The sequence below is a fragment of the Priestia megaterium NBRC 15308 = ATCC 14581 genome (genome assembly GCF_000832985.1).
GTDB classification, from domain to species: domain Bacteria; phylum Bacillota; class Bacilli; order Bacillales; family Bacillaceae_H; genus Priestia; species Priestia megaterium.
Genome location: NZ_CP009920.1, coordinates 1,121,903 through 1,146,672, shown reverse-complemented (window position 1 = coordinate 1,146,672; position 24,770 = coordinate 1,121,903). Strand labels below are relative to the sequence as shown.

General features: G+C 39.1%; 29 protein-coding genes. 25 read left to right on the top strand and 4 right to left on the bottom strand.

What is annotated here, in order from left to right:
* The first annotated feature begins 165 nt into the window (after positions 1–165).
* The 20 genes from trpE (at position 166) to BG04_RS06310 (ending at position 17,161) form a co-directional block, all read left to right on the top strand.
* Positions 166–1,680 (top strand): anthranilate synthase component I, encoded by a 1,515-nt coding sequence (gene trpE, locus BG04_RS06405; RefSeq protein WP_016765469.1) that lies wholly within the window; start codon positions 166–168, stop codon positions 1,678–1,680.
* The gene (gene trpD, locus BG04_RS06400) at positions 1,673–2,698 is read left to right on the top strand and encodes an anthranilate phosphoribosyltransferase (RefSeq protein WP_034649083.1); all 1,026 of its coding nucleotides are present in this window, start codon (positions 1,673–1,675) and stop codon (positions 2,696–2,698) included. The genes trpE and trpD overlap by 8 nt, the downstream gene beginning before the upstream one ends.
* Complete coding sequence (gene trpC / locus BG04_RS06395) at positions 2,688–3,455, top strand: indole-3-glycerol phosphate synthase TrpC (protein WP_016765468.1); 768 nt, start codon at positions 2,688–2,690, stop codon at positions 3,453–3,455. Before trpD ends, trpC begins: the two co-directional genes overlap by 11 nt.
* Complete coding sequence (locus tag BG04_RS06390) at positions 3,445–4,071, top strand: phosphoribosylanthranilate isomerase (RefSeq protein ID WP_016765467.1); 627 nt, start codon at positions 3,445–3,447, stop codon at positions 4,069–4,071. Before trpC ends, BG04_RS06390 begins: the two co-directional genes overlap by 11 nt.
* On the top strand, positions 4,068–5,282 hold the full coding sequence (trpB, locus tag BG04_RS06385) for a tryptophan synthase subunit beta (protein ID WP_013059002.1): 1,215 nt from the start codon (positions 4,068–4,070) through the stop codon (positions 5,280–5,282). Before BG04_RS06390 ends, trpB begins: the two co-directional genes overlap by 4 nt.
* Positions 5,269–6,084, top strand: a complete 816-nt coding sequence (gene trpA, locus BG04_RS06380; RefSeq protein ID WP_034649087.1) for a tryptophan synthase subunit alpha — start codon at positions 5,269–5,271, stop codon at positions 6,082–6,084. Before trpB ends, trpA begins: the two co-directional genes overlap by 14 nt.
* Positions 6,085–6,088: 4 nt before the next feature.
* Entirely contained in the window at positions 6,089–7,192 is a 1,104-nt protein-coding gene (gene hisC / locus BG04_RS06375; protein WP_034649089.1) for a histidinol-phosphate transaminase, read from the top strand.
* Between the two features lie 72 nt (positions 7,193–7,264).
* Positions 7,265–8,365: a prephenate dehydrogenase gene (locus BG04_RS06370; protein ID WP_034649092.1), complete on the top strand. Its 1,101-nt coding sequence runs from the start codon at positions 7,265–7,267 to the stop codon at positions 8,363–8,365.
* Between the two features lie 21 nt (positions 8,366–8,386).
* A complete protein-coding gene (gene aroA, locus BG04_RS06365; protein WP_034649095.1) occupies positions 8,387–9,676 on the top strand; it encodes a 3-phosphoshikimate 1-carboxyvinyltransferase in 1,290 nt (429 codons plus the stop codon).
* A gap of 259 nt (positions 9,677–9,935) precedes the next feature.
* Entirely contained in the window at positions 9,936–11,192 is a 1,257-nt protein-coding gene (locus BG04_RS06360) for a tetratricopeptide repeat protein (protein WP_016765463.1), read from the top strand.
* Positions 11,193–11,289: 97 nt separating this feature from the next.
* Positions 11,290–11,835, top strand: coding sequence for a ReoY family proteolytic degradation factor (locus tag BG04_RS06355; RefSeq protein ID WP_013058996.1), 546 nt, complete (start codon positions 11,290–11,292; stop codon positions 11,833–11,835).
* A 117-nt stretch (positions 11,836–11,952) separates the two neighbouring features.
* On the top strand, positions 11,953–12,411 hold the full coding sequence (locus BG04_RS06350; RefSeq protein ID WP_230586508.1) for a YpiF family protein: 459 nt from the start codon (positions 11,953–11,955) through the stop codon (positions 12,409–12,411).
* A gap of 204 nt (positions 12,412–12,615) precedes the next feature.
* Positions 12,616–13,116 carry a QcrA and Rieske domain-containing protein gene (locus tag BG04_RS06345; RefSeq protein ID WP_013058993.1) on the top strand — a complete coding sequence of 167 codons (501 nt, stop codon included), beginning with the start codon at positions 12,616–12,618 and terminating at the stop codon, positions 13,114–13,116.
* A gap of 3 nt (positions 13,117–13,119) precedes the next feature.
* The gene (gene qcrB, locus BG04_RS06340) at positions 13,120–13,794 is read left to right on the top strand and encodes a menaquinol-cytochrome c reductase cytochrome b subunit (protein WP_013058992.1); all 675 of its coding nucleotides are present in this window, start codon (positions 13,120–13,122) and stop codon (positions 13,792–13,794) included.
* Positions 13,795–13,904: 110 nt separating this feature from the next.
* Positions 13,905–14,672: a menaquinol-cytochrome c reductase cytochrome b/c subunit gene (locus tag BG04_RS06335; RefSeq protein ID WP_034649101.1), complete on the top strand. Its 768-nt coding sequence runs from the start codon at positions 13,905–13,907 to the stop codon at positions 14,670–14,672.
* Positions 14,673–14,805: 133 nt separating this feature from the next.
* Positions 14,806–15,393: a lipoprotein heptaprenylglyceryl N-acetyltransferase LhaT gene (lhaT, locus tag BG04_RS06330; RefSeq protein ID WP_034649104.1), complete on the top strand. Its 588-nt coding sequence runs from the start codon at positions 14,806–14,808 to the stop codon at positions 15,391–15,393.
* Between the two features lie 82 nt (positions 15,394–15,475).
* Positions 15,476–15,886, top strand: coding sequence for a YlbD family protein (gene ylbD / locus BG04_RS06325; RefSeq protein WP_034649107.1), 411 nt, complete (start codon positions 15,476–15,478; stop codon positions 15,884–15,886).
* Positions 15,887–15,891: 5 nt separating this feature from the next.
* Complete coding sequence (locus tag BG04_RS06320) at positions 15,892–16,128, top strand: YlbE-like family protein (protein ID WP_013058988.1); 237 nt, start codon at positions 15,892–15,894, stop codon at positions 16,126–16,128.
* 99 nt (positions 16,129–16,227) lie between these two features.
* Positions 16,228–16,614, top strand: a complete 387-nt coding sequence (locus BG04_RS06315; protein WP_034649109.1) for a hypothetical protein — start codon at positions 16,228–16,230, stop codon at positions 16,612–16,614.
* Between the two features lie 100 nt (positions 16,615–16,714).
* Entirely contained in the window at positions 16,715–17,161 is a 447-nt protein-coding gene (locus BG04_RS06310) for a YlbF/YmcA family competence regulator (protein ID WP_016765457.1), read from the top strand.
* 5 nt (positions 17,162–17,166) lie between these two features.
* Here BG04_RS06310 and BG04_RS06305 read toward each other — a convergent pair whose 3' ends face one another.
* Positions 17,167–17,481, bottom strand: coding sequence for a hypothetical protein (locus BG04_RS06305; protein WP_016765456.1), 315 nt, complete (start codon positions 17,479–17,481; stop codon positions 17,167–17,169).
* 77 nt (positions 17,482–17,558) lie between these two features.
* On the opposite strand from BG04_RS06305, the gene BG04_RS06300 reads away from it, so the two are divergent.
* Positions 17,559–17,834 (top strand): YlbG family protein, encoded by a 276-nt coding sequence (locus BG04_RS06300; RefSeq protein ID WP_013058985.1) that lies wholly within the window; start codon positions 17,559–17,561, stop codon positions 17,832–17,834.
* A gap of 75 nt (positions 17,835–17,909) precedes the next feature.
* On the opposite strand, the gene BG04_RS06295 is transcribed toward BG04_RS06300, so the two are convergent.
* Entirely contained in the window at positions 17,910–18,296 is a 387-nt protein-coding gene (locus tag BG04_RS06295) for a DUF7147 family protein (RefSeq protein WP_034649111.1), read from the bottom strand.
* Positions 18,297–18,907: 611 nt separating this feature from the next.
* Between BG04_RS06295 and rsmD the strand changes: the two genes are divergently transcribed.
* Both rsmD and coaD read left to right on the top strand, forming a co-directional pair.
* Positions 18,908–19,477 (top strand): 16S rRNA (guanine(966)-N(2))-methyltransferase RsmD, encoded by a 570-nt coding sequence (gene rsmD / locus BG04_RS06290; RefSeq protein ID WP_034649113.1) that lies wholly within the window; start codon positions 18,908–18,910, stop codon positions 19,475–19,477.
* A gap of 35 nt (positions 19,478–19,512) precedes the next feature.
* On the top strand, positions 19,513–20,007 hold the full coding sequence (coaD, locus tag BG04_RS06285; RefSeq protein ID WP_013058982.1) for a pantetheine-phosphate adenylyltransferase: 495 nt from the start codon (positions 19,513–19,515) through the stop codon (positions 20,005–20,007).
* Positions 20,008–20,062: 55 nt separating this feature from the next.
* Here the strand turns inward: coaD and ylbJ are convergent, their stop codons facing one another.
* Positions 20,063–21,274, bottom strand: a complete 1,212-nt coding sequence (ylbJ, locus tag BG04_RS06280; protein WP_034649115.1) for a sporulation integral membrane protein YlbJ — start codon at positions 21,272–21,274, stop codon at positions 20,063–20,065.
* Between the two features lie 466 nt (positions 21,275–21,740).
* Here ylbJ and BG04_RS06275 point away from each other — a divergent pair, with 466 nt between their 5' ends.
* The gene (locus BG04_RS06275; protein WP_013084868.1) at positions 21,741–22,538 is read left to right on the top strand and encodes a patatin-like phospholipase family protein; all 798 of its coding nucleotides are present in this window, start codon (positions 21,741–21,743) and stop codon (positions 22,536–22,538) included.
* Positions 22,528–23,544, top strand: coding sequence for a SepM family pheromone-processing serine protease (locus BG04_RS06270; RefSeq protein ID WP_275955769.1), 1,017 nt, complete (start codon positions 22,528–22,530; stop codon positions 23,542–23,544). Before BG04_RS06275 ends, BG04_RS06270 begins: the two co-directional genes overlap by 11 nt.
* Before the next feature lie 26 nt (positions 23,545–23,570).
* Here BG04_RS06270 and BG04_RS06265 read toward each other — a convergent pair whose 3' ends face one another.
* Positions 23,571–24,770, bottom strand: a complete 1,200-nt coding sequence (locus BG04_RS06265; protein WP_034649118.1) for a nucleotidyltransferase — start codon at positions 24,768–24,770, stop codon at positions 23,571–23,573.

The window sequence follows — 24,770 nt, the reverse complement described above, 5'->3', positions numbered from 1 at the left end:
TAGGGTAGACGAGAATGAGACAGTTGAGCAGAGTTTAGTTGAGTGAATTTTACCATTCGTATACCCAAAGGCCTATTTTTGATGTGTCTTTGGGTTTATTTATTATATCCTCTTTTATATAACCTCATCTATTCTCATTCTCCATGAAATGGAGGATTGAAAGATATGACGAACACGTATACTTCTTTTTTAGAAGACTCTACAGAGTATTTAACCATTCCAATTATAAAAAAAATATTTATCGATAGCATGACACCTGTTGATCTTTTTCAACAAGTAAAAGATGAAGCCGTATATTTGCTTGAAAGTAATGATGAATCATCACCATGGTCCAATTATTCTTTTATTGGCTTAAATCCATTTTTGTATGTTGAGGAAGAAAACGGAAGCTATCTAGCAAAAAACAAGCAGCTTCAGCCTATGCTGCAAGGAGACAGCTTTAAAGAGGTGTTTTGTAAAATTCAGCAAGAGCTGAAAGTGAAAGTACCAGACCTTGCACTTCCTTTTAAAGGAGGAGCAGTAGGGTTTATCAGCTACGACGCCGTATCGCAAATTGAAAAAGTGAACGTACATGCCCAAAATGATTTGAACATGCCTACTTTTCACTTTATCTATTGTCAAACGATGCTTGCGTACAATCATCAAACAAAAGAGCTTATGGTGATTCACTACATTCAGCTTAATGAGCAAGACAAAGAGCAGCAGAAAAAAGAAAAATACCGTGAAGCTCTAGCAGAGATCAATAGATATGTTGAAAGAATAGCGCAGACGGTGAAAGAAAAGCCAATGATGTTTGAAAGCGAGCAGCGCGAAGTTAGCTTTGAAGGCGTGACATCGTCATACCAAAAAGATAAATTTGTGCAAGATGTGGAAAAAATTAAGGAATACATTAAAAGCGGAGATGTTTTTCAAGCCGTATTGTCGCAGAGATTTCAAATTGATACGACCGTAGCTGGATTTGATATTTACAGAGTATTGCGATTAGTTAATCCCTCTCCTTATTTATTTTACGTGAAAGTAAAAGGCGTGGAGCTAATTGGAAGTTCTCCTGAGCGGTTGATTCAAATTGAAAACGGCCATTTAGAAATTCATCCGATTGCAGGAACGAGAAGACGTGGCAGGGATGCAGAAGAAGATGCGCGCTTATACGAAGACTTAATTAACGATGAAAAAGAGCGGGCAGAACACTATATGCTCGTGGACTTAGCAAGAAATGACATCGGCCGAGTTGCACAGTATGGAAGTGTCCAAACACCAGTATTAATGCAGCAGGTTAACTTTTCGCACGTCATGCACTTGATTTCTAAAGTGACAGGGCGCCTTGACGAAAAAGTACATCCCATTGATGCGCTGCTTTCTGCATTTCCAGCGGGTACCGTATCTGGCGCTCCAAAAGTGCGAGCGATGCAAATCTTAAATGAAATTGAACCAGTGGCGCGAAATGTATATGCAGGAACCGTAGCATATCTCGGATTTGATGGAAACATTGATTCGTGCATTGCGATTCGGACCATTCTTTTGAAAGATCAGACCGCTTATATCCAGGCTGGAGCAGGAGTGGTTGCTGACTCAAAACCGGAGCTTGAGTGGAAAGAAACCCGCAATAAAGCTAGCGCTTTAATCAAAACAATTCAATTAGCCCAAGACATCTACGATAAAAAGGAGGATGTATATGTTTAAAGAATTGTTAAAAAAGTGTTTGCGCGGTGAGTCACTTTCAGCGGAAGAAGCAGAAAAAATTATGAATGATATTATGAACGGTAAAGTCCCGGCAGCTCAAATTGCTAGCGTACTAACCATCTTAACGTACCGAGGAGAAACCGTCGATGAAATTGTTGGTTTTGTCCGAGGTATGAAAAATAATATGAATGCTATTTCTCTAGAAGAATTAAACGTAGTAGATACATGCGGTACCGGAGGAGACGGGGCCTCTACGTTTAATATCTCAACGGCTAGTGCAATTGTGGCATCTGCTGCGGGAGTAAAGGTTGCGAAACATGGGAATCGAGCCGTATCTTCTAAAAGTGGAAGCGCCGACGTGTTAGAACATCTGGATATATGGATTCAAGGAAATGAAAAAGAAGTGAAAAATGCGGTGGCTGACCTCAATATGTCCTTTTTATTTGCGCCGCTTTATCACCCTGCTATGAAACACGTTGCTGCTACTCGAAAGGAATTAGGATTTAGAACGGTTTTTAATGCATTAGGTCCATTAGCAAACCCTACTAACTGCACAAAGCAAGTAATTGGCGTTTATTCCATTGAGCTTGCACGAAAATTAGCAGAAGCGCTTGTTGTACTGGGAGCTAACCACGTCCTTCTGGTTGCGGGCAGAGACGGTTTAGATGAAATCAGTGCCACGGCTGTAACGGATGTTGTAGAAGTACAGGGCAATGTCATTACAGAATATACGCTTGCACCAGAGGATGTACACTTACAGAGAGGGAAGCTTGAAGACTTAGTGGTAGAAGATGCGAAATCGAGTGCCGAGCTTATTGAATCGCTATTTTTAAATAAAAGCAATGTAACTGCTAAAAACGCAGTCGTATTAAACTCTGCTGCAGCTATTTACGTTAGCGGAAACGTTTCTACTTTTGAAGAAGGAGTAGCTGTAGCTTTAGAAACAATTGAATCAGGTGCTGCATACACACAATTACAACGATTGAAATCGAAAAAGGTGGTTGAACATGCTCAATAAAATTATTGAAACAAAAAAAGAAGAAATTCAAAACTTACAGTTACCCGAACAGCAAAATGTTGCAAAACGATCATTCTTAGACGCTTTATCAAATCCGAATCGAGAGCTGGCTCTTATTGCAGAAGTGAAAAAAGCTTCTCCTTCCAAAGGATTAATAAAAGAGAATTTTCAGCCTGTGGAAATTGCTAAAGCCTACGAGAAAGGGAAAGCAGATGCTTTGTCTGTGTTAACAGATCAGCACTATTTTCAAGGAAACCGAACGTTTTTAAGTGACATTAAACAGCATGTCTCTATCCCTGTGCTTCGCAAGGATTTCATCATTGATTCCATTCAAGTGGAAGAAAGTGCAAGAATCGGTGCTGATGCTATTTTACTCATTGGAGAAGTACTTGAACCATTAAAATTGCAAGAGCTTTATCTTCAAGCTGCTGAAAAAGAGTTAGATTGTTTAGTAGAAGTGCATTCTCTAGAAACGCTTGAAAAGCTGCTAGCTGTATTTACCCCAAAGATTATTGGTATTAATAATCGAAATCTTCACACGTTTGAAACCAGCGTGCAACAGACCAAAGAAATAGCCAAGCATGTTCCGAAAAATCAGCTGCTAGTGAGTGAAAGCGGAATTTACTTATACGATGATGTTTCCTACGTAAAAGAAGCGGGAGCAAAAGCTATTTTAGTAGGGGAATCGCTTATGAGACAGGATAATCAAACCAAAGCGATTGAAAAGCTGTTTGGGGAAAGTGAATATGCTCATTAAGTACTGTGGTATTCGATCAAAACAAGATATAGCTTTAATCGAAAAGTCGGCTGCTACTCACATTGGCTTTATTTTCTATCCTAGAAGTAAACGATATGTAAAGCCTGAACGAGTAAATGAGTTTGTAACGGATGAAATAAAAAAACAAGTCTCGCTAGTAGGGGTATTTGTTAATACACCGGTAGATCAAATACTTGAAATTGCCTCCGTAACAAATTTAGATGTAATTCAGTGCCACGGGCAAGAAACAGCTGCGGACGTACGTCGGTTAAAGCAGCGTGGATATGAAGTATGGAAAGCGCTCCCTCACAATAAAGAAACGGTGCAGCAAATGCATGTATATGAAAAGGCTGACGGGTATGTAATTGATAGCAAGGTTAAAGAACAATTTGGAGGAACGGGCGTCGCTTTTGATTGGAGTTTCGTTCCTCAGTATGAATCAGCTGCCCAAAGGTTAGGTAAAAAATGCTTTATTGCTGGAGGAATCAATGCTTGTAACATTGAGAACTTGTTACCCTACAAGCCTGGGGCGATTGATATTTCTGGCGGTATTGAAACAAATGGAACGAAGGACTATACAAAAATTATAGAGATTGAAAGGAAGATCATACTATGACATACAATCATCCTGATGAATTTGGCCGCTTTGGTGAATTTGGCGGAAAATACGTACCTGAAACATTAATGAAGCCACTTGAAGAAGTAGAAGCAGCTTTGAATCAAGCAATGAAAGATCCGGCATTTAAAGATGAGTATCTATCCTTACTTGTTAACTACTCTGGGCGACCAACAGCTTTAACATATGCTGATAATATTACCGAAACGCTCGGCGGGGCAAAAATTTATTTGAAACGTGAAGACTTAAATCATACGGGTGCTCACAAAATCAATAATGCCATTGGACAGATTTTACTTGCTAAACGTATGGGAAAAACAAAAATTATTGCTGAAACAGGAGCGGGTCAGCACGGGGTAGCCACAGCTACAGTAGCTGCAAAGTTCGGAATGGAATGTAAAGTATTCATGGGAGAAGAAGATATTGAACGTCAGGCGTTGAACGTCTTTCGCATGAAGCTTCTAGGAGCGGAAGTCATTCCTGCAACTTCTGGGACAAAAACGCTAAAAGATGCAACAAATGAAGCAATTCGCTACTGGGTTCAACATTGCGAAGATCATTTTTACTTAATTGGTTCGGCCATTGGACCGCACCCTTATCCTAAAATGGTTCGAGATTTCCAAAAAATTATTGGAGAAGAAGCAAAAGAACAGTTTACAGCGGTAGAAGGCAAACTTCCGAATGCTGTCGTGGCATGCGTCGGAGGCGGCAGTAATGCAATCGGAATGTTTTATGATTTTATTAAAGAAGAAAATGTACGCTTGATCGGCGTAGAAGCAGGAGGGAAAGGACTAAATACAGCCCTCCATGCTGCTAAAATGGCTAAAGGCACAAAAGGTGTTATTCACGGAACGCTCACGTATTTACTTCAAGATGAAAATGGTCAGATTACAGAGCCTTATTCTATTTCAGCAGGTTTGGATTATCCAGGTATCGGTCCAGAGCATTCTCACCTTTCATCTATTGGACGAGTAGAATATGAAAGTGTAACGGATGATGAGTCAATCGAAGCTCTTCAGCTGCTGGCGAAAACAGAGGGAATCATCCCGGCTATTGAGTCCGCCCATGCGTTGGCAAAAGCATTTGAACTGGCCAAAAGCATGACGAAAGAAGAAACCATTTTAATTTGCTTGTCAGGTCGAGGAGATAAGGACGTTCATACATTAGTAAACTTGCTAGAAGGGAAGGAAGAAGAACATGAATACGTTTGAAGCGAGACTACCTAAACATGAAACATTGTTTATTCCATTTATTACGGCAGGAGATCCTCATGAAGATGCAACGGTGGAAATTGCTTTGTCTTTGCAAAAGCAAGGTGCTTCTATTTTAGAGCTGGGCGTACCATATTCTGACCCTTTAGCAGATGGTCCAATTATTCAAGAGGCGTCTAAAAGAGCTTTATCTGGCGGCATGTCTATTTCAAAAGCCATTAAGCTTGTATCGGTGATGAGAAAAAAAGGTGTGAAAATACCGGTAATTCTCTTTACCTATTTTAATCCTGTGTTACAATTAGGTTTAGAATCCTTTTTCGCGTTAATGCGAGAAAATGAAATAGATGGAGTGCTAATTCCGGATTTACCGTACGAAGAGAGTGGCCGTATCCGAGAGCTTGCCGCTGAAAATGAAGTTGCCTACATTTCAATGGTTGCTCCTACATCTAAAGAGCGTATCCAAAAAATCGCTGCAGATGCAACGGGCTTCTTATATTGCGTGTCGTCTTTAGGCGTTACTGGGGTTCGCTCTACGTTGCCAGTTGATATTGGCACCTTTTTAGAAGATGTGAAAGCAGCAGCTTCTATACCGGTTGCCGTCGGTTTTGGGATTTCAACAAGTGAACAAGTAGAGGTATTAAAAGAACATAGCGACGGCATTGTAATTGGAAGTGCAATTGTTAATAAAATTGGCCAGCTTGAACAAGTTCTTTTAAATAAGGATACACGCCGAGACGGATTAAATCAAATTGAGGAGTATGTTGCATCCATCGTTTCGCCTATACAAAAATGCGAGGTGTAACACGTTGAAGGTAAAAGAACAATTACTAACTTTATCTCCATATAAACCAGGTAAGCCAATTGAAGAAGTAAAGCGTGAATTTAATTTAGATCGCGTTGTAAAATTAGCGTCTAATGAAAATCCTTACGGCAGTTCTGCTTTAGTAAAAGAGGCGATTGCTGCAGAAATCGAAAATATGGCGCTTTATCCAGACGGCTATGCAGCTGAACTGCGTGCAGCAGTAGCAAAGCACGTAGGCGTAGAGCAAGATCAGCTGATTTTTGGAAATGGGTCTGATGAAGTCATTCAAATTATTTGCCGAGCTTTGCTATCGGCTGATACCAATACTGTCATGCCGACGCCGTCATTTCCTCAATATAAGCACAATGCCGTAATTGAAGGTGCAGAAATTCGTGAAGTACCGCTGCGCGGCGGAGATCATGATTTACATGCTATGCTTCGTGCAATTGATGAAAATACGACAATTGTGTGGGTATGCAGTCCTAATAATCCAACGGGAACGTATGTGAAGGGCGATGAGTTAATTTCTTTTATGAAACAAGTTCCTAAGCATACATTAATCGTTATGGATGAAGCCTATTTTGAGTATGCAGCAGATCAAGCCGACTATCCGGATACGGTAGAGTTTTTGAATGAATACGAAAACTTAATTGTACTTCGCACATTTTCAAAAGCATACGGCTTAGCTTCTTTGCGCATTGGTTACGGTATTGCAAACGAATCATTGCTACAAAAAATTGAGCCGGCTCGTGAACCTTTTAATACAAGCCGCATGGCTCAAAAAGCAGCAATCGTTGCTCTTGAAGACCAAGCGTTCATTGAAGAGTGTAAAAAGAAAAATGAAGAAGGTTTGCAGCAATACTATGCTTTCTGTGATAAGAATGGCTTAAACTATTATCCGTCTTTCACTAATTTTGTTCTAATCGATTTTGGCCGTCAAGGCGATGAAGTGTTTCAATTTTTATTGCAACGCGGATTTATTGTTCGTTCAGGGAATGCATTAGGCTTCCCAACTTCCGTTCGTATTACAGTGGGAACAAAAGAACAAAATGAACAAATTATTGAATTGCTTCAGCAGTTTGTTAACCAAGCAGCAGCGAAAGCTTAATACCTAATATAGTAAAAGATGAGAGTGTGATTTCACACTCTCATCTTCATATGTACAATGAGGTGAAGGAAAGTGAAAGAAAATGTTTTTGTTATAGGTTTGGGGTTAATTGGAGGATCGCTGGCACTTAATATAAAAAAGACGCATCATCATCTTGATGTAATAGGTTTTGACATTAATCAAGAGCAGCTGGAGCTTGCCAAAACTCTAGGTGTAATTGACCAAGCGGCTTCTTCTTTACAACAAGGCGCGGAGCAAGCGGATTATATTGTTATTGCCATTCCGGTCACTCAAGCAGCGGAAGTGCTAAAACAGTTAGAATATTTTACGCTTAAACAGTCTGTTATCGTCACAGACGTAGGAAGTACAAAAGAAGAGGTCGTGAAAACAGCGGGAGCTCTTATTGCTAAAGGTATTGAGTTTATCGGCGGTCACCCAATGGCTGGGTCTCATAAAAGCGGAGTAGCTGCTTCTAAAGCTCATTTGTTTGAAAATGCAATGTATGTATTAACACCTTCATCTTCTACTTCTTCGCAGGCTTTAGGCAGTTTAAAGGAATTGCTAAGTGGTACAAAAGCTAAAATTATTGTGATGTCACCAAAAGAACATGATAAATTAGCGGGTGTCATCAGCCATTTTCCTCATATTATTGCTGCAAGCCTTGTTCATCAAGCAGAATATTACCAACAAGACAACCAGCTAGTTTCGCAGCTGGCAGCTGGAGGGTTTCGTGATATTACACGTATTGCTTCAAGCAGTCCAGCGATGTGGAGAGATATCTTGCTTCATAACCAGGATGCGCTTCTTTCAATGTTTGACCACTGGCTTGAAGAAATGAACGACGTGCGAAATATGATCGAACGAAAAGACGCGAACGATATCTATACATATTTTTCACAAGCAAAACAATTTAGAGATCAGCTTCCTGTACGAACCAAAGGAGCGATTCCATCCTTTTATGATCTCTATGTGGATGTTCCTGACTATCCGGGGATTATTTCAGAAGTAACGGGTTATTTAGCAGAAGATGAAATCAGTATTACAAACATTCGAATTTTAGAAACACGAGAAGACATATACGGAGTATTACGTTTGAGCTTTCAAACAGAGGAAGATAGAAAGCGGGCAAGAGCGTGTCTCCATCAGCATCAATATCAGACGTTTATTTCTTAATGTACGAAAGGTGTGAATGAAATGAGTGGAAAACAATTAAAAACTAATCTTTCATCTCTCCAAGGAGAAATTTCTATTCCTGGAGATAAATCGATTTCTCACAGAGCTGTGATGTTCGGAGCGATGGCAGAAGGGAAAACAACGATTAATCATTTTTTAGCAGGGGAAGATTGCTTAAGTACGATTTCGTGTTTTGAAAAGATGGGCGTATCGATTAAAAGAGAAGACGAGTATGTCGAAGTAGAAGGTAAAGGTATCGAAGGGTTAAGTGAACCTGCTTCTATCTTAGATGTAGGAAATTCAGGAACGACTACTCGTTTAATGCTTGGGATTCTTGCAGGTGTGCCATTTCATACGTCTCTAATTGGAGATGAGTCGATTGCCAAGCGTCCTATGAGCCGCGTTACGGTGCCCCTGCGCTCTATGGGTGCAAAGATTGATGGGCGTGAGCACGGCCAATATACGCCTTTATCCACTCGAGGAGGAGCTTTAAAAGCAATTCATTACCATTCTCCTGTAGCAAGTGCACAAGTAAAATCAGCGATTTTACTAGCGGGACTTCATGCGGAAGGCACAACAAAAGTAACCGAGCCTTTTACATCACGGGACCATACAGAGCGTATGCTTCGCGCCTTTGGAGTAGACGTAGAGGTAGATGGAACGACTGTAAGCATTGAAGGAGGACAATCTCTGCGCGGAACGGATGTATACGTACCTGGTGACATTTCTTCAGCCGCGTTCTTTCTTGTTGCAGGAGCCATTGTTCCAAACAGCCGAATCGTTTTGAAAAACGTCGGACTCAACCCTACAAGAACAGGTATTATTGATGTGCTTCAGCAAATGGGTGCACGCCTTACAATTTCTAATGAACGTATTCAAAATGGAGAGCCTATTGGCGATTTGACGATTGAAACGTCTCAGTTGAAAGGGATTGAAATTGGGGGGGATGTAATTCCTCGTTTAATTGATGAAATTCCAGTAATCGCTCTTTTGGCGACTCAGGCCAATGGGAAAACAGTTATTAAAGATGCCGAAGAATTAAAAGTAAAAGAAACGAACCGTATCGATACGGTTGCAACGGAGTTAAGCAAGCTCGGTGCCTCTGTTACTCCAACAGCTGATGGCCTCATCATTGAAGGCAAGACGGCTCTAAAAAGTGGTGAAGTAGACAGCTATGGAGATCATCGAATTGGAATGATGCTTGCGGTCGCAGCAGCCATTGCAACGGGAGAGGTCACACTAATGAGAAGTGAAGCTATTCACGTCTCCTATCCTACTTTCTTTGAAGATCTTGATAAACTAAGCGAATAAGAAAGAGGCTGGAACAAGCGCATTTTGGTTGAAGGAAAATCCGAACGATGAATTGATATTCTTAATAGAGAATCAAACTCGTTCGGATTTTTATTTGAAAAATGTAAGCGTATTCAAATTGATTTGTTGAACAAACGCTCAAACTATTTTATCATGGTGTATAGAAGCATGTGTTCTTGCTTCGGTTTGAAAAGAATAGAAAATTAATTCGTTTTATTTGTATATAAAAAGTGAATGTAATAATAAAGGAGAATTGTGTGTGAAAGAACTAGACCGCGCGATAGGTTACGTAGAATCCAATGAAATTGAAAAAGGTCTTGCCCTTATTCATGAATTGAAAGATAAAGCTACAGACGAAGAAAAATTTTTAATGGCTGAACAGCTTCAAGAGTGGGGACTAGTAAATGATGCGCTGCCTTTAATAGACGAGCTCATCGCTAAATACCCAGAAGAAGGCGAGCTGTATTTATTAAAAGCTGAAATGCTTATCGATTTAGAAGAAGAAGAAGAAGCGATTCATATTTTAAATCAAATTAGCAGCGAAGATGATAACTACGTGCCAGCTCTGCTTCTTGTAGCTGACTTATATCAAATGCAAGGCCTTAGTGAAGTAAGTGAGCAAAAGTTAATGGAAGCGAAAAAAATGCTTCCAAATGAGCCGGTTATAGATTTTGGGCTCGGTGAATTTTACAGCAGTCAAGGAATTTATCAAAAGGCGATTCCTTTTTATCAAACGCTGCTAAAAACAGAAAAAGAATTTAACGGCACAGATCTTCGTCAGCGATTAGCTGAAAGTTTAGCAGGTATCGGTCAGTTCGAAGAAGCGCTTCCTTACTTTGATCAAGCGCTAAAAGATAAGCTTGAGATTAACACACTATTTGAATATGCGATTTCAGCGTATCAAGCAGGTCATTATCAGACCGCTATTGAAAAGTTCACAGAACTAAAAGAGCTAGACCGTGAGTACCATTCTCTTTATTTATATTTAGCAAAATCATATGAACATGAAGAGATGCTAGAAGAGGCTGCGGTGGCTGTTAACGAAGGTATTGCGCAGGATGAATTTCAAAAAGAACTTTACTTTTTTAAAGGGAAGATAGCATTAAAGCGCGGTCTAGAAGAAGAGGCTGAATCGGCATTTCAACAAGCGATTGCACTAGATCCAGGGTATATTGAAGCCATTTTAACTCTCTCTAAACTTTATATGAGTCAAGAGAGATATGAAGATGTAGTAGAGAATATCGAGCACGCTAAAGAATATAATGAGCATGATCCTCATTTTGAATGGGATTTAGCAAAAGCTCACCAAGAATTAGAAAATTATGAAGCAGCGCTAAAATACTACGAATCTGCATACACTGTTTTTAAAGAAGAGTATGCGTTTTTAGAAGAGTATGGCTACTTCTTATTAGAAGAAGGACAGCGCTCGAAAGCGAAGGGGATTTTCCAAGCCTTATTAGCAATGGATCCAACAGTAGATGAAATTCAAGACATATTATTTCAATTAGAAGAATAAATAATAGTTCAGAGGATTTTATTGCTGCCGTGTGGAATAAATAACTGTAAAAGGTGTTTTAACTGAGAGTTTAAACACAGAGGAGGGAAGTGAGAATATGACGACCCCTGTTACTGTCAACGAGAAAAAAGAATTTGTTCGCTGGTTTTTAACGAATTATCAGCTGAAGCGAAGAGAATGTGTATGGATTTTAAATTATTTGATGAGCCATGATCAATTGATGAAACGAGTTCACTTCGTTGAGCAAGCACAGTTTTGTCCTCGCGGGATGGTGATGTCTACGCACTGTGTGGAAGACCCTCCATTTCGTTTTTATAAAGAAAATATCATGACAACTGATGCAGAAAAATCATTTCATGATATTCGTTTGAATCGAGAAGAAGACATTTATATTCAATTAAACTTCCGATCGTTGTATTCATCGCCTCAATATGTGGCTGTACTGGAAGACAATCCGTATATGCCAAAAGCTAATCAAACAAATGAAAAAGACAGAGTATTAGCTGAGCAAATATTGGAAGAATCTATTCAGAAGTTTCAGCGATCAAAAATCATGGAACTAATTGATAAAGCATTAGATGAAAACGATAAAGAGGAATTTCAGCGCTTAAGCGAATATTTAAATAACCATTATGTACAGTAGATAAATGAGGGATTGGCTAGCTTCTTAGAAAAAGGTCAATCTCTTTTTTTATCTCCTTATTCATTTTGGAAAATAAATAAGACAAGCTTTAGCGGGCTTGCTGAGAGGAGAAGGAAGTTGAAGCTTCAGGCCAAGGAAATGGATGTATACTTACAATCCAAAAGTTATGTTGATACTGTATTGGTTCCACTCATTCCGATTGATTTCGGAGAAGATTTAAAGCTTACTGCATCTATGAGTGAATATACGACTGCTCTTACTGAAGAGTTAGAGAGGCAATTTAAAGGAAGAGTGATTTTAACACCTAGTTTTACATATTTAAAAAAAGATGGAGTAGCTGCTGTTTATGAAACATTACTTCGTTGGAATGAGCATATAAATGACAATGAAGTCAAACATCTTTTTGTGCTTACTAGCGACCGAGACTGGCTGCAATATGAAAAAGAAATAGGGGCTCACTGCATTTGGATACCTGCTTTACCGCTTGAGCATATAGACGAGTCGCATAAGTATACGCTCATACATGAACAAGTTCAACAGCTCCTGCCGATTTTTTTAGAGAAATGGAGTGTTTAAAAAGACTGTAGAATAAGTAATGGAAGCGCAAACAAAATAATGACGAAAAATTTAGAAAAATAAAGATTATTTCCATGTTTTAGGTTTTTATTGTATTGACCTTCCAGAAATATTAATATATCATGATTATGTCCTAGTTTAATAGAATGGTCCATCATGTGTCCAAAATTCTCTGGACTGAACTTTTTTAAAGGGGGGAAAAGCATGGGTGATCGGGTATCAAGACGACAGTTTTTAAACTATACGCTCACTGGTGTAGGGGGATTTATGGCTGCTGGAATGTTAATGCCAATGGTGCGCTTCGCAGTAGATCCAATTTTAGAAAAAGAAGCGGGTCAGGATTTAGTAGCTGTGGCGCAGGTTAAAGACATTACAAAAGAGCCGAAACGTGTCGATTTTAAAATCAAGCAAGTGGATGCGTGGCATAAATCAGAAGAGCCAAGATCGGCTTGGGTGTACAAAACTGATAAAGGTGAAATCGTCGCGCTGTCACCAATTTGTAAGCATTTAGGCTGTACGGTTAACTGGGCTGGTGACAAAAACTATCCACACCGTTTCTACTGCCCTTGTCATGGGGGAATGTATGAAAAAAGCGGTAAAAATGTACCGGGGACACCACCGATGGGACCGTTAGATGTATACGTTCAAAAAGTAAAAGGCGGTACGTTATATCTAGGAAAAGCCAAACCACAAGGAGGGGCATAGAAAATGTTGAATAAAATCTATGACTGGGTGGATGAACGGCTAGATATTACTCCTTTATGGCGAGATGTGGCCGATCATGAAGTGCCAGAGCACGTAAATCCTGCACATCACTTTTCAGCATTTGTGTATTGTTTTGGTGGATTAACGTTTTTTGTTACCGTTATTCAAATTTTATCAGGCATGTTTTTAACCATGTATTATGTACCAGATATAAAAAATGCATGGGAATCCGTTTATTATCTGCAAAATGAAGTCGCTTTCGGACAAATTGTTCGAGGTATGCATCACTGGGGAGCAAGTTTGGTTATCGTCATGATGTTTTTACATACACTGCGTGTTTTCTTCCAAGGAGCATACAAAAAACCCCGCGAGTTAAACTGGATTGTGGGTGTGTTAATTTTCTTTGTTATGTTAGGTTTAGGTTTTACAGGTTATTTGTTGCCGTGGGATATGAAAGCGCTATTTGCAACGAAAGTAGGTTTGCAAATTGCTGAATCCACACCAATTATAGGCCAGCAAGTGAAGACATTACTCTCAGGACATCCAGACATCGTTGGTGCTCAAACACTAACTCGCTTTTTCGCCATTCACGTATTCTTTTTACCCGGAGCTCTACTTGGCTTAATGGGTGCCCACTTCTTAATGATTCGTAAACAAGGAATTTCAGGACCACTATAAAATTTTATACACTTTATTCAAGTATTCAATCACACTAGTCATCATATGCATCAAGCACATACTCCGTTGTTAGTACTTTCACTAGAACAGTGAGAAAAAGGAGGGAGAACATGCATCGTGGTAAAGGGATGAAGTTTGTTGGAGATTCACGTGTTCCTGCAGAACGAAAACCCAATATTCCAAAAGATTACTCTGAATTTCCAGGGAAAACAGAAGCATTCTGGCCAAACTTTTTACTAAAAGAATGGATGGTAGGGGCAGTTTTTTTAATCGGTTATCTATGTTTAACCATCGCTCATCCATCTCCTCTTGAACGTATTGCCGATCCGACTGATACGGGGTACTTGCCTCTTCCTGACTGGTATTTTTTGTTCCTATATCAATTGCTTAAATATTCATTTGCTTCTGGTCCATATAATATTATAGGTGCATTTATTATTCCAGGGATTGCATTTGGCGCATTAATGCTTGCTCCGTTCATTGATCGAGGACCAGAAAGAAGACCAGCTAAGAGGCCGTTTGCAACAGGATTCATGCTTTTGGCTATAGCAGCAGTCTATTTCCTAACGTGGCAGTCAGCGACACAGGTGGACTGGAAAGCGCGTGAAGAGCAAGGGAAAATTAGAGAAGAAGTAGCGATTGACAAAAATTCAGAAGGCTACAAAATCATGCAAAAGCAAACGTGCTTAACCTGTCATGGTGATAACTTACAGGGAGGTCCTGCGGCTCCGGCTTTAACAGGAATTGATTTATCTCCTGAAGAAATCGCCAAGATCGCAAAAAATGGTAGAGGCAATATGCCAAAAGGTGTTTTCAAAGGTTCAGATAAAGAATTGAAAACGCTCTCGGAGTTTGTCGGCAACTTAGGAAAAGAATAATGAAAACCAGCCAAAGGGCTGGTTTTTTTGAATTTATTTAATGCTGTGTTTTACATCAATGAGATAGGTGCTTGCTATTGTTCAAAAACTGTACATAATAAAGAAGAGATTAAATGTAAAGGAGACTTTCTAAATGGCTTGGTTATGGTATACCTTAAAAGATAAGCGTTTTTTAACGCTTTTGCTGATTGTGAATATACTAGGAACAATCTACGGATATATTTGGTATGGAAGTCAATTAGCGGAAACACCTAAGAAGTTTTTAATATTTGTGCCTGATAGTCCAACGGCAAGCTTGTTTTTTGTTATTGTACTTATCGGTCTTTTACTTGGAAAGCATTTTTCACTGTTTGAAGCTTTAGCCATGATCACGCTGTTTAAATACGGGATTTGGGCCGTCGTAATGAATGTATTGGTCTATGTGTTAACAGGATACATTGATTGGATGATGCTTATGTTAATGGCTTCTCATGCAGCAATGGCTTTTCAAGGGCTTTTGTACGTACCGTTTTACCGCATTAAATTATGGCATGTAGCTGTTGCCGCTGTATGGGCTGTACATAATGATATCATTGATTACGTTTTTTCTATGATGCCAAGATACAGCATGCTCAATGCGTATATGTCTGAAATTGGTTATTTTACATTTTGGCTAAGCATTTTATCTATTTTCATTACATACTGGTTCACAGTTCGTGCTTCTTCGAAAAAACAGCTATAAAAAATTTTTGAAATAGGCGCACGAAACGAGCTCTCTTTTTCTAAGATATAGTAGGCTATATTTAAGTATGAGGTGAGTGACTGTGAAGGAAACCAAACGAGAGCTTCATCCGTCCGTTGTGGAATTTAAACAATTTGTAAAATCACATCCCAAATTAGTAGAACAGGTTCGAAAGCAGCAAAAAACGTGGAAAGAGCTTTATGAAGATTGGTATTTATTCGGTGCAGAAGATCCAATGTGGGAGGCATATCGTTCAGAAGAAAGTGCAAAGGCTGAACCAACTGCTGCAACAGAGGAGAAAAAAGATATCATGGGTACAATCGTATCCTCGCTGAAAAACATGGACTTGAATCAAATGCAAAATCATATCACAAATGTAAATTCAGCTATTTCCAATATTCAACAAGTACTGCAGCAATTTCAGCCATCTAAGCCATCCGGTGGAGGAGCAGCTTCCGGGCCAGGGAATCCATTTGGCTTTAGGAAAGATTAAACGCAATGAGAAAAGATATATACGAGTATATGCAGTCTCGTCCTAAACTCAACGACTTCGTTCGTGAACAGCCAATGTGGTACCGGCGTTTATCTAGAAATCCTGAAGAACTGGAGAAATTTGAATTAGAATCTAAGCACTACTACAAACAAACGATTCCTCATAAAGTCGAAAAGTTTTCGAATTCGATTCAAATGGCAAACATGATGTTTCATATGTTTCAGTCCATGAAAAATCAATGATCTCTGCATACATAGCGATGCAGAGATTTTTGCACGTCATGAGTAAAAACAAAGAGTTTGTAAACACTATGGAGAAACGAATGATAAAGGAATGGTATTATGCGCTTACTATTAACGACGGTCTTATGTGTAGTTTCTCTGCTAGGATGCAACCATGATAAACCAAAACCTGAAACTAAAATTTCCTCTCAGCCGCGGGCAGCTGAAACGTTTGGTGCAATGAATACAAAACCTTCACTGATGGTACACCAGCATGTGAAAGGACAAAACGTATACGTCGAATGTATTCTAAGCGGGTTTTCATTTTCAACAGAGAGTGGATTCCTTCAAATCAAAGTAGATGGAAAACCATCTAAAGAAATGAAGCAAGCAGCCTTTGTTTTAAGTGATCTTCCAAAAGGATCTCATACTGTTACGATTGAACTGATGAAATCTAAAGAAGAAAGTTATCAAGTGAGGAATACCTTTACGGTTGAAATTATATAGTTAAAAAGTAGAACTTGTAGTAAATCAGTGTAAGCTGTTTTAGCAAGTTCTTTTTCTTTAGATCCAAAACGTGATAAGATAAAAACGGAGGTGCACAGCCATGCTGACAACAATGAGAACTGTTGAATTACTCGATGAGTCTGATCACGTAGCGAACATGGTGTTACAATCAGACGTAGCCGAGAACTATCGTCAATGTTTATATAGATTAAATAAAGATTCACATGCACAGGCATTAATTGCTGAATTTGTGAAAATAAAGGAACAGTATGAGGATGTTCAGCGATTTGGAAAATATCATCCTGATTATAAAACCATTACGAGACAAGTGCGTGATGTAAAGCGTCAAGTTGATTTACACGCGACAATCGCTGCGTTCAAAAAAGCAGAAAGTGAATTACAAAAGCTGCTTGATGAAATTAGCGTTATCCTTGGTCAAGCTGTTTCAGAGCATGTGAAAGTACCAACGGGAAATCCGTTTTTTGATACGGGAAGCAGCTGCGGCGGTGGCTGCGGATCTGGGGGAAGCTGTGGGTGCAGCGCATAAGCCGTTCACTGTATAAATCGAACGCAATCAGCACAGGAATTTCCGCAGCAGGCCATTTTACGCTGTGGAACGTAAAACCTATGCTGATAAACATAAGTAAGATGCTGACTTCTGACAAAAGTTGAGCGCCACGTAGCATTTGTATTGGATGTAGCAAAAATAGATGAAGCTTCTAGAAGCTCATCTATTTTTCTACGCTTAATTGATGTGTTTATATACAAAAAGGGTATATTTGTGATTTTTTTGAAAATGACTTGTTCAATAGCTCTCTGCTCGTTAAAATGAGTAAGAAAGAGCATCCAGATATCATCTAAATTCATACATAAAGCACCTACTTCATATAAAAGAATTTATGATAAAGAAAACCAATATAACGTATGCAAAAGGGGAACTAAATATGTTTGTTGAACGTCAAGGAATTGTGGCGTATGTGCATTCTGTTAAGCAAGCAAAAGCATTGCGAAAGTACGGAAATGTACATTACGTATCTAAAGAATTAAAGTATGTTGTCTTATATTGCAACCAAGATGGCATTGAAAAAACAATCCATAAACTTCAGTCTCTACCTTTTGTGAAGAAAGTAGATCCTTCTTATCGGCCGTTTTTAAAAACAGAATTCGAAAATTCAAAGCCGGATAAGGCGAAGGAATATGACTATAAGATAGGAATTTAAACAAAAAAGGAATGTTATTTACATTCCTTTTTTTTATTTTACTTGCCCTTCGTAAACGAATAGGCAGGGATGAGATTATTGCATTGGCGGAATAAAGCGGTTCATTCGCAAAATGCCAATAAGGTGCTGATAGTAGAGTGCTGTTTCTGGAAATGTAGTAGATGGTTTGACATCGAGTACCACAATTTCTTTTCCCGCTTCCTCAGCAGCTCGTTTAAATAACTCAACGCGCTTGCTGTCGTTTTGTTTTAAAACAATTCCTTCTCGGCAAACGTAAAGCGGTTGGAAATTCCCTTCAGCTGTTGGATGCAAGACAGCGACAAAAGAAGCTACTTGTCGATCTTCTTTTCCTGTTCGCAGCATAATAAGATGAGCAAGACGGTGTTTGTTGCTTTTGACAATCTCTAACAGCTCATAAATATCTGAATACCCTTCTCCGAGCTCAATAAAACGCTGAATCATATGTATTTCCCCCTTTATGTATTAAAAAAGCAAACTCACGTAGTTTAATGTATCACTGAATATTTTAAGAGTAAATAAAAAAATCCCTACAACTACTCATTGTAGGGCCCTTCAATAAAGGGGTGTAATCACCTCTGCGATTACAAGCACCTTGATGAAGGCAAAGGGAGAGGAGAAACCGGAGGAAGAACTTATGGGGAAACGTAAGTCTTCTCCGCGGTTGGCAACAACATCGGTTAGATGATGTTGTTACTAGTCAGTATGTCCGTTTTAAACGTTCATATACCTGTCTTGTGAAATTCACTTTTTAATACATAAAAGACTGATAACATAACAGAGAAAAAGGGTAAATTTACGTTTGTTATGACATATTAAAGTAAAGGAATTCTTCTATGAACGAAATGCCGAATGATCTTCATAGGTGTATCTTTTAGAAAAGAATCAGTGTATCTAAGGACACGGCCGTAAAAGTCCAGCATAAAAGCAAGCTGCTGGTTACTGCATAGAATGTATACAGCATTGAATAAATTGAGGATTTTTGCTAGTCTTTGTAATTCAAAATATGTTAGGATAATGAAGAATAAGGAAGTAAAAGTAAGGTAGTGATAAGGATGAGAGTAGTAGCAGGTTTATATAAAGGCCATGCGTTAAAGGCGGTTCCAGGATACTCAACCCGCCCTACAACAGATAAGGTGAAAGAAGCTATTTTTAATATGATTGGACCGTTTTTTGAAGGTGGAACAGCTCTTGATTTGTTCGGTGGAAGCGGTGGCTTGGGAATTGAAGCTCTAAGCCGAGGAATAGATAAAGTCATTTTTGTGGATCGGGATGGCAAAGCGATTCAGACGATTAAAGCAAACTTAGCATCTTGCCGGTTAGAAGACCGCGCTGAAGTGTATCGAAATGATGCAGAACGTGCACTGAAAGCGATAAAGAAAAGGGAGCTGACTGTCGATTTACTTTTGCTTGATCCACCGTATAAAGCACAAAAGTTGAAAGCGCTTATCGAAACGGTAAGTGAAGAAAATCTTCTAGCAAAAACAGGAATTATTGTAGCGGAGCATTCTCATGATGTACAGTTAGATGATGAGATTGGTTTATTTGAAAAAATAAAAAGCGAAACGTACGGTATCATTGGTGTTTCTATTTATACATACAAAAAAGAAGAATCAGTTGACTAAATCAATGAGCTGTTAGATGTAGAAAGGGGATACGTATGGGCAGTATAGCTGTTTGTCCAGGAAGCTTTGATCCAGTTACAAATGGACATTTTGATATTATTAAACGAGGCGCAAATGTATTTGATACGATTTATGTGGTTGTTTTAAATAATTCTTCAAAAAGTCCTCTATTTACAGGGGAAGAGCGAGTAGCTTTGCTGAAAGAAGTAACAAAATCACTTCCTAATGTGGTAGTAGAGTCGTACAGCGGATTATTAATGGAATATGCAAAAGAAAAGCAGGCAAAGACCATTTTAAGAGGTTTACGTGCAGTATCGGATTTTGAGTACGAAATGCAAATTACATCTGTAAATCGCGTATTAGATAAAGAAATCGAAACGTTATTTATGATGACAAATAATCAATACTCGTTTTTAAGTTCTAGTATTGTAAAAGAAGTAGCTAAATATGGGGGGAATATTTCTGAATTAGTTCCTCCCCCTGTTAGAGAAGCGCTTGCGGAAAAATTTGAACAGCTGTCTCAAAAATAAGATAAAAAAGAACGTGACGTTTTCTTTGCCGATAAGAAAACGTCGCGTTCTTTTTTTACTGGGAACGATGAAGAAACGTTCGTTTTGAATATATATAAATATAGCAGCACAGCGTAAAAATCGTTAAGAGCGGACCGTACACGTTTAGCCACTGCGATAGAATCGTAACGGACTCCAAGTGAGAAAAAACCGGCAGTGCTCCTTCAGATGCTTGAAAAGTAGTAATGGATTCTCGAAGAGGACCCCATAGAAAGATAGTGAATACTACCGCAAAACAGCCGTGAAAAATGCGTGCAATAAAAAACGGGAAAAATCGAATATCTGTTTCGGCGAGTATGCTAGCCACTTGTGCTTGAACGGAGAAACCGCTGAAGCCTAATACAAAACTAACGATGATAATTTGATGAAACAGCAGCGTGTCTGGTGCTTCACTTGCTAGACGGCTTCCTAGTGTGATTTCAAAAAGCCCTGAAATAAAGGGAAGGCTCAGTTCAGGCCCTATATGACACAGGGAAAATAAATAAGCTAGACCGCTGCTTAAAACGGCCGTGATATGAGTAACATATAAAAGTTTGTTTAATACAGAAAATAAAATGATAAAACCGCCAATCATTAAGAGAGATTGAACAGCAGAAGTAACCGCATCTCCTAGAAGCTTCCCGATAGGACGCTTATCTTTTAAACGCGTTTTATGCATTTCATGAAAAGCTAACGATAAAGAAGGTTTTTGAGTTACTTGTCCTTTCGGTTTTGCTGATCCATAAAACCGCATCACCAATCCTACACAAATATTCCCTATGTAATGTGAGAGAGCTAATATGATACCGACAGCTGGATTGTGGAAAAAGCCAACTGCCACAGCTCCAAAAATAAAAATAGGGTTAGATGAGTTAGTAAATGATACGAGTCTTTCAGCTTCGATAGCTGTTAGCTGCTTTTCTTGACGCAGCCGGGAAGTGATTTTTGCACCTGAAGGAAACCCAGAAGCCATGCCCATTGCTAAAGCAAAACCCCCTACTCCAGGTACTCGGAATAAAGGCCTCATAAACGGCTCTAATAAGATCCCAATGAACTTCACTACGCCAAACCCAATAAGCATTTCTGAAACAATAAAAAAGGGCAGCAGAGAAGGAAAGACGACCTTCCACCATGTGTTGAGACCTCTTACTGAACCTTCTAGCGCTTCTTTTGGATATACAATAAGCGCAATAGCGAGAAGCGTTACGCTCGTCCCGAGCAGAAGTGTTTTCACCATTGATTTATTCAACGAACGATTCATCTCCTTTTCTAAGCTCACGTCATCTTGATATGAATGAAATGAGGAGTTTTAGGCGAATGTACAAGTTCTTCTATATATCAATATACGAAGCTATGCATCGACTTTATGCCTATGAGTAAGGAGAAAATAAATTCATATTGAATAAAAAGGCGTCTTGTCACATTTGGAAATACAATTCATATACATAAATCAATGCACTCCTAGGATAGTCAAGGAGTAAAAAAACGTATATGCAGCAAGCGAAGAGTAAGAATTTCTTAAAACAACCTTCAGTATAGTATAATGCTTAATAACCACCGTGTATTGAGCAAAACATATCTTTAGCTTCATACTAAATGAACAAATAGAAAATGAAGAATAGTCCTACCGAATACAGGGCAACAATGATAGAGAAGCTCATCAAATGTTTTTACATTTTTAGAAGTCTATAAGGTAAAACGAGGGGGCAGGTAAAGTGGAAAGCCCAAAAATAGGAGTTGCGTTAGGCTCAGGTGGAGCTAGAGGTTTTGCACATTTAGGAGTAATCAAAACGCTAACAGAAAATAACATTCCTATTGATTTTCTAGCTGGCAGCAGTATGGGAGCTTTAGTTGGTGCACTATATGCGTCAGGTATTGAACTGGCAACTCTTTATAAAATGGCGCTAACGTTCAAACGAAAGTATTATTTGGATTTTACCGTGCCTAAAATGGGATTTATTACGGGAAACAGAGTAAAATCGTTGGTTCGCACCTTTACGCAAAATAGAACCATTGAACAGCTATCTGTACCGTTTGCCATTGTAGCGACAGATTTGAAAACAGGAGAGAAAGTGGTGTTTAAAAAAGGACCTATCGCTGAAGCGGTGAGAGCAAGTATTTCAATTCCAGGAATCTTTGCTCCCGAAGTAATTGATGGACGATTGCTTGTAGACGGCGGGGTAGTGGACCGTATTCCTGTATCGGTTGTAAAAGAAATGGGATCTGATATTGTCATTGGAGTCGATGTATCAAAAGCGAAAGTGAATGCAGAAATCAGCTCTATTTTTGATGTCATTATGCAAAGTTTAGATATTTTGCAAGATGAGCTAGTAGCTCATCGGACCATTGCTTCAGACATTATGATTCGTCCTAATCTCGATACTTTTAGTTCCAGAGCGTTTACAAACATTCAAGAAATGATTTCAATTGGTGAACAAGCAGCACATGAGCAGTTGCCTTCTATCCTGCAAGCAATTGATCATTGGAAGGAGAACAAAAAAAGTGAAATCTAGAATTAGAATTTTGGTATATTTGGCTGTTATTGCAGTGGTGGCAATGCTTTGTTTTTATCCTTTGCCGTACTACATTACAAAGCCTGGAATGGCAGAAGAACTTGCTCCTATTATTAAGGTAGAAGATGGATACCATGAAAAAGGGACGTTTATGCTGACAACTGTAAGAATGGGCAGAGCAACTCCTCTTTCATATGGTCTTGCGAAAATACAGGACTTTCATGAAATTTTCCCTACAAAGCAAATTTTGCAGCAAGGTGAAAGCGATGAAGATTACTCGACAAGGCAATTACATATGATGGATACGTCAAAAAATGCTGCTATTTCAGTAGCATACGAAGCAGCTGGAAAGAGCGTTTCCTATCTCAATAAAGGCGTATATGTTACATATGTCGTAGAAAATATGCCTGCACATGGAAAACTTCATGTTGGAGACGTAGTGACGAAAGTAGACGGGGAAAAAATTCAAACTGCTGAGGACTTAATCAACTACGTATCGACTAAAAAAGCAGGAGATTCAGTATCAATTTATGTAAAAAGAGATGGCAAAGAAAGCAAACATACTCTAAAAGTTAAAGCATTCCCTGACGAGCCGAAACGAGTAGGCCTAGGAATTGCCTTAGAAACGAACCAAGAACTAAAAGTTAAGCCCGATATACATATTGATACTGAAAAAATAGGAGGGCCTTCAGCTGGACTGATGTTCTCGCTTGAAATTTATAATCAGCTTGTTAAAGAGGACATGACAAAAGGCCATCTCGTTGCAGGTACAGGGACTATCAATGATAAAGGAGAGGTAGGACCAATCGGAGGTATTTCGCAAAAAATTGTAGCCGCAGATAAAGAAGGAGCAGAGATTTTCTTTGCACCAAATGAAAAAGGGGCTGCGGGCTCTAACTACCGAGAAGCAGTGAAGACAGCTAAAAAAATAGACAGTGATATGAAAATTGTACCCGTAGATTCATTTTCGGACGCCGTAACGTATTTGGAAAAGCTGAAACCATAAAAAATCGTCTCTTGCAGACGATTTTTTTATGGCCAAATGATAGGAGGCTGCGTGTATTCTTGTTTCATAAATTGAGAGCGCAGAGGCTCTTGAAACGGCATACTATAAACATGTGTCGCTTTAATATCGGTATCAATTTCTTTTAGTTTACATTGCGATACAGTGGATACAATAGGAAGGGACAGCTTTTTCTTACTCGTTTTTAAATAGCCTTGTCCTGTCTTAGACATTCCCAATAAGCGAATATAAGGATCAGCTTGTTGCATCTCACTTTTTGTTGTATTGGTTAAAAGGTGAACGCACATGCGCTGTAAACGGGTTCTCGTATATCGCTTCGTTTTAACATTTGTTAAAAAATCTTCAAATGAAGTAGCTGAAGAAATATAAGATAGGAGCCGATGTTCAATACCTTCTTCTATTTCATAAATACGCTGTAAGTCATAAAGTGGAGTAGTTAATAATTTGTATTTCAAAAATGGGAAATAATGCTCCCAATGATGAAACTGTCCGTGTGCTTGCTTGTAAGCTGTTAATTCATTTGCCGTACTAACTGGCATGTGCTTGCTCAGGTCCCCATGGCTGCTGCTGTCAAAAATAGCTTTACGTATGCTTGTAGCACTTGAAATAAAAGAGGAAGACAGGGAATCATCGTGATAATGTGATTGAATTCGAGTGATTGTATATGGTTTAATAGATGCATGCTGTTTTTTGATGGCAGCTACATAGCTCATTCCAAGCACATTATTTGGCTGAGATAGATCAATAGGAGCCTTCGTGAAAAGCTGTAAGAAAGCATTGGAAGCTGCTTTTGGATAACTGTTCCCTTTTTTCATCTCTTGTTGAATTAAAGCGGATAGTTCTGATTCATGAGCTTCGAGCAAATCAGCGGTGCGGGTAAATGAGTCAATATTGCCATTTTCGCTGCCAAAGCATATAAAGTCAGCGCGAAGGGATTCTAAAATAGAAATAGCGCCGCTTGCGAATGTTTCAGCTTTCTGAGTAGAAAAAGCATAGGGTAATTCAACGACTAAGTCTGCACCAGCGGCTAAAGCCATTCTTGTGCGGGACCATTTTGATACAAGAGCAGGCTCTCCGCGCTGCAAAAAGTGCCCGCTCATCACAGCAATCACACAATCTGCTCCGGTTTGTTGTTTCGCTTGTTGCAAATGATAAGCGTGTCCGTTATGAAAAGGATTATATTCGACAATTATTCCAACTGCTTGCAT